3 protein-coding genes, 1 pseudogene and 1 riboswitch are annotated in these 4,854 nt (G+C 71.9%); all 4 genes and pseudogenes read right to left on the bottom strand.

The genetic code is table 11. From position 1 onward, the window contains the following. Positions 1 to 93: 93 nt before the first annotated feature. The gene (locus ACY5KJ_RS15260) at positions 94 to 1,287 is read right to left on the bottom strand and encodes an LLM class flavin-dependent oxidoreductase (RefSeq protein ID WP_462188810.1); all 1,194 of its coding nucleotides are present in this window, start codon (positions 1,285 to 1,287) and stop codon (positions 94 to 96) included. Positions 1,288 to 1,318: 31 nt separating this feature from the next. Continuing rightward, a pseudogene (locus ACY5KJ_RS15265) lies at positions 1,319 to 1,809 on the bottom strand (ATP-binding cassette domain-containing protein); the annotation flags it as partial. A 36-nt stretch (positions 1,810 to 1,845) separates the two neighbouring features. Then, positions 1,846 to 1,956: riboswitch (SAM riboswitch) on the bottom strand. A 130-nt stretch (positions 1,957 to 2,086) separates the two neighbouring features. Beyond that, a complete protein-coding gene (locus tag ACY5KJ_RS15270) occupies positions 2,087 to 3,385 on the bottom strand; it encodes a bifunctional o-acetylhomoserine/o-acetylserine sulfhydrylase (RefSeq protein WP_462188809.1) in 1,299 nt (432 codons plus the stop codon). Next, entirely contained in the window at positions 3,382 to 4,536 is a 1,155-nt protein-coding gene (locus ACY5KJ_RS15275; protein WP_462188808.1) for an isopenicillin N synthase family dioxygenase, read from the bottom strand. Before ACY5KJ_RS15275 ends, ACY5KJ_RS15270 begins: the two co-directional genes overlap by 4 nt. Positions 4,537 to 4,854: the final 318 nt, after the last annotated feature.

The raw sequence follows: 4,854 nt of genomic DNA on the forward strand, positions 1-4,854 counted from the left end.
TCAGGGAGGTCAGGAGAGGCCTGGGAGGCCGGGAAAGGCCGGATGAGGCCGGATGAGGCCGGGGAGACCTGGGCAGGTGCGATCCCGGCCTACTCACGCCCGGCGTCGGCGCCACTCCTTGGTGAGCAACTCGTAGGACCGCACCCGGCCGGCGTGCTGGTGGGTGATCGTGGTGATGGCGAGCTCGTCGGCTCCGGTCGCCTGGGCCAGCTGCTCGAGCCGGTCGGCGACGGTTCGCGGGGACCCGACGAGCTGGGTGGTGACCCGGTCCTCGACGAGCGCGCGGTCGGCGTTGCTCCAGGCGTGCGCCGCGGCCTGCTCCGGGCTGGGGAACGGGATGGCCCCGGCGCCGGAACGGATGCTGCGGACCCACAGGCCGTAGCCGGCGGCCAGCCGTGCGGCGCTCGCATCGTCCTCCCCGACGATGACGTCCGCCGAGACCGACACGTACGGCTCGGCGAGTTCCGCCGACGGCCGGAACGCGGCCCGGTAGGCGTCGACGGCATCGAGCACGGTGCTGGGGCTGTGGTGGTAGGAGGCCGCGAACCGCAGCCCGCGCTCGCCGGCGACGGCGGCGCTCGATCCGCCGGATGCCCCGAGGATCCAGACCTGCACGTTCGCGCCCTCACCGGGGTAGGCGTGCGCCTGGAGGCCGTCGGCCGAGCGATAGGTTCCGCGCAGCAGCGCGAGGACGTCGTCGATCTGCTCGGCGTAGTCCGGGGTGTAGGCGCTCGGCTGCTGCAGCAGCGACAGCATCAGCCCCAGCCGCGACGAGCCGAGCAGCCCGCGGAAGTCGTAGCGATTGGGGATCAGCAGGCCGTTCTCGGCCCGCTGCTCGATGCTGTGGTCCGCCCCGCCGAGCCCGGCGGAGTAGGCCGCCGCCGCCGAGATCAGGCTTCGTTCGGCTGCCGGGTCGTTCACCGGCCCGCCGGGCCCGGGGGCCGGCCGGCTGGGCGAGCGTCCGATCCCGAGGTCGAGGCGGCCCGGGTGCAGGGCGTCGATGAGGCCGAACTCCTCAACCACCGACAGCGGGGTGCGGTGTCCGGCCTGCACCCCGGCCGACCCGAGCCGGATGGTCCTCGTCGCTCCGGCCACCAGGGCGATGGCGACGGCGGGGGAGACGCCGAGGACGCCGGGATTGAGGTGATGTTCCGCGAACCAGTAGCGTTCGTACCCGAATTCCTCCGCCCGCCGGGCCAGATCGACGGTGTTGCGCAGTGCTTCGCCGTTCGTGCCGCCATCACTGACCGGGACGAGGTCGAGGACGGCCAATGGGATCTCACTCATCGCGAACCTTTCAGGTCGGTCGGCTCGTCTCTCACTGTGGCTGTCCGGCGGCACCGTCGTCGGCGGGCCGGGGGCGCAGCGCCGCGCCGTCGAGGGTGGGGAGCGCGGCGAGCAGGCTGCGGGTGTACTCGTGGCGGGGGTTTGCGAACAGCTCCTCGACGTCTCCGGCTTCCACGACCCGCCCGTCCTTCATCACCAGGACCCGGTCGCTGACGTGGTAGATCACGCCGAGGTGATGGGAGATGAAGACGTAGGAGATCCCCAGCCGCGCCTGCAGATCGGCCAGCAGGTCGAGCACCTGCGCCTGGATGGAGACGTCGAGGGCGGAGACCGGCTCGTCGCAGATGATGACCCGCGGTCGCGGGGCGAGCGCCCGGGCGATCGCGACCCGTTGGCGCTGCCCCCCGACAGCTGGCGCGGCCGGCGGTCGAGCACGCTCTCGTCCAGCCCGACCTGCTCGATCAGTTCGAGGACGCGGGCCCGGCGCGCGGCGCGGCGAACCCCCTGCACCGCCAGCGGCTCGCTTCATAGCTCCCTCGGCTCAGGCCCGGGAGTACGGGCCCGCGCTTGCCGCACCCGGGGGCACGGCCGTGTCCTCATCCGGGGCACCCCTTCGCGAACGAGGGTTGCCGGTCAACAAGCCAGGGCTGAACGTTGGCGCTCGTGACAGCTCGGTCAACCATCAGCCAAGCGGCTGATCTGACAAACCTAGTAGGCAAACTTAGTGGGGTAAGTAGAGTTTGTCGATAGAGCTAGTGAAATACTGGGCTCTTCGCAGTGCGGCGGATGCTGAATCCGGTCAGCGCCCCTTGGTCGCGCGGAAGCCCTTCTCCAGGTCGGCCAGGATGTCGTCGACCCCCTCGATGCCGACCGACAGGCGGATCAGCTCCTCGCTCACCCCGCTGTCGGCCTGCTCGGCGGGGGTGAGCTGGGCGTGGGTCGTGGACGCCGGATGAATTGCCAGCGAGCGGACGTCCCCGACGTTGGCGAGATGGCTGTGCAGTTCGAGGGCCTCGATGAACGCCCGCCCGGCGGCGCCACCACCGCGGATACCGAAGGCCAGCACGGCGCCGGCACCATCGGGCAGGTAGCGCCGGGCCGCCGGATACCAGCGGTTCGACGCCAGGCCCGGGTAGGCGACCCAGATCACCTCGTCCCGCTCGGACAACCACTGTGCCACCCGCAGCGCGCCCGCGCTGTGCCGCTCCATCCGTAGCGACAACGTTTCCAGCCCCTGGAGCAGCAGGAAGGCGTTCATCGGGGACAGGGCCGGGCCCAGGTCGCGCAGCAGCCGCGCGCGGGCCCGCACGATGTAGGCGGTCTCTGGGAACGCGTCGAGGAAGACCAGGCCGTGGTAGGCCGGATCCGGTGTGGTGAACCGCGGATAACGGCCGTTGCCCCAGTCGAAACGCCCGCCGTCGACGATGACACCGCCGATCGACGTCCCGTGCCCGCCGATGAACTTGGTGGCGGAGTGCACCACGATGTCGGCGCCGTGTTCGAGAGGGCGGCTCAGGTACGGCGACGCCAGGGTGTTGTCCACGATCAGCGGTACCCCCGCGGCGTGCCCCACCTCGGCGATCCTGGCGACGTCGAGAACGTTCCCACGGGGGTTGCCGATGGTCTCGCCGTAGAGCGCGGCGGTGTTCGGCCGGATCGCCGCGCGCCAGGCGTCGAGGTCGTCCGGGTCGTCGACGAAGGTGGTCTCGATCCCGAACTCCGCCAGCGTGTTCCTGAACAGCGCGTACGTCCCGCCGTACAGCGAGGTCGACGACACCAGGTGCGCCCCGGCGGCGGCGAGGTTCAGCACCGCCAGGGACTGGGCGGCCTGGCCGCTGGCGGTCGCCAGGGCCGCGACCCCGCCCTCCAGATCCGCGATGCGCTGTTCGAAGACGTCCTGCGTGGGGTTGACGACCCGGGTGTAGGTGAAGCCGACCTCGGCCAGCGAGAACAGCTCGGCCGCGTGCCGCGTGTCGTCGAACACGAAGGAGGTCGTCTGGTAGATCGGCACGGCGCGCGCGCCGGTCGCCGGGTCCGGGGCGGCTCCGGCGTGGAGCTGCCGGGTCTCGAAGCTCCGACCCGGGGGGATCGTCGTCACAGGGCTTTTCCTTTGGGTCCTTTGGGGTGCTCGGCGTCGGCGTCGGCGTAGTAGCGCCGCGCCACCTCGGGATGGCTGCGTAGCCAGCTCTTGAGGGTGTTCACCCCGTGCTGGGCGAAGACCGGATTGTGCGGATCGGGCGGGGGCGCGTCGGTGATCTGCCGGAGCAGCTCGCCCGGCAGCGGAACCGGTTCCAGGGTGGCCGACAGCCGCGGCCCGAAGAAGAACGCCACGGACACCCGCTCGTGGCCCGATGGTGGGCTGACGCCCCGGTGCACGGTCGCCCGGTAGTAGCGCCGCGTCGCCAGCTCGAACATCTCGCCGATGTTGACGACGAACGCGCCGGGTTCCGGGACCGCGTCGATCCAGCCGTCGGCCCCGTCCGCCACCTGCAGGCCGGCCGCCCCCACCGCCGGCTCGCCCGGCTCGCCCGGCCCGCCGGCCGGGGCCCGCTCCGGGAGCACGCGGACGTGGTCCTGGAGGACGAACGTGAGGAAGCCGCCGTCCTTGTGCGCCCCGACTCCCTGGTCGTAGCCGTCGCCGAAGCCGGGCGGCGCCGGTCGGTACCGGATCAGCTTCAGGTGCGAGCGCGGCTCGTCGGCGAAGGTCTGGTCGAGGTGGTCGGCGGGCAGGCCCAGCGACTCGGCGAACGCCCGGACCAGCATCCGGCCCAGCCGGCCCAGCTCCGCCATGTAGGCGAGCACGGTGTCACGCACCTCGGGCAGGGCCGCGGGCCACTGGTTGGGACCGTCGAGGCGCAGGTAGACCGGATCGTCGGGGCCGAGGTCACGGGCCGGGCGCTCATCGGAGATGTCGATCTGTTCGCGGAGGTCGGGGCGGCCCCGGGTGATCTCGTGCCCGAGCCGGGTATACCCGCGGAAGTGCGGCGAGTGGATGTTCTCGATCTCCAGCTTCGACGCCTCGGGCAGCTGGAAGAACCGGCGGCTCACGTCGAGGATCGTGGTGGTGAGCGAGGCCGGGACGCCGTGTCCGGTCAGGTAGAAGAACCCCGGGCCGTGGCAGGCCTCGCGCAGGGCGGCGAGGAACTCACCTCGGTTCGTGGCGCCGGTCCGGAAGGGAGCGATGTCGAGGGTGGGCAGCGTCCGGGCCGGGGCGACCCGGTTCGCCTGGTGGGCGAAGCCGCCTGTCATCGTCGGAATCCTCCCTGCGCCGCGGGCCTCATGCCGGGTTCGCCTTGACGGCTCGCGCGGCTGCTCGACACCGCCGCGCCCCGGGAGCGTCCGTGACGTTCGTCCGCCCGTCGCCTGTCCCGCGCCAGGGTAGCGCCGCTACGGCGCAGCCGTGGGAGAACTACGAGCTGTTCCGGCGGCTGTGGCGCTCCGACCGGTGACCCGGCGGGGCCGGTTCCGCGCTCACGGCCACGACCCCGCCGATGGCTACCGGGACCGAGCCTGCCCTACAGCCGACCCGGTAACTCCCATGAGCCCGGTAACTCCCTGTACGTCTGT

The sequence above is a fragment of the Frankia sp. CcWB3 genome (genome assembly GCF_977927595.1).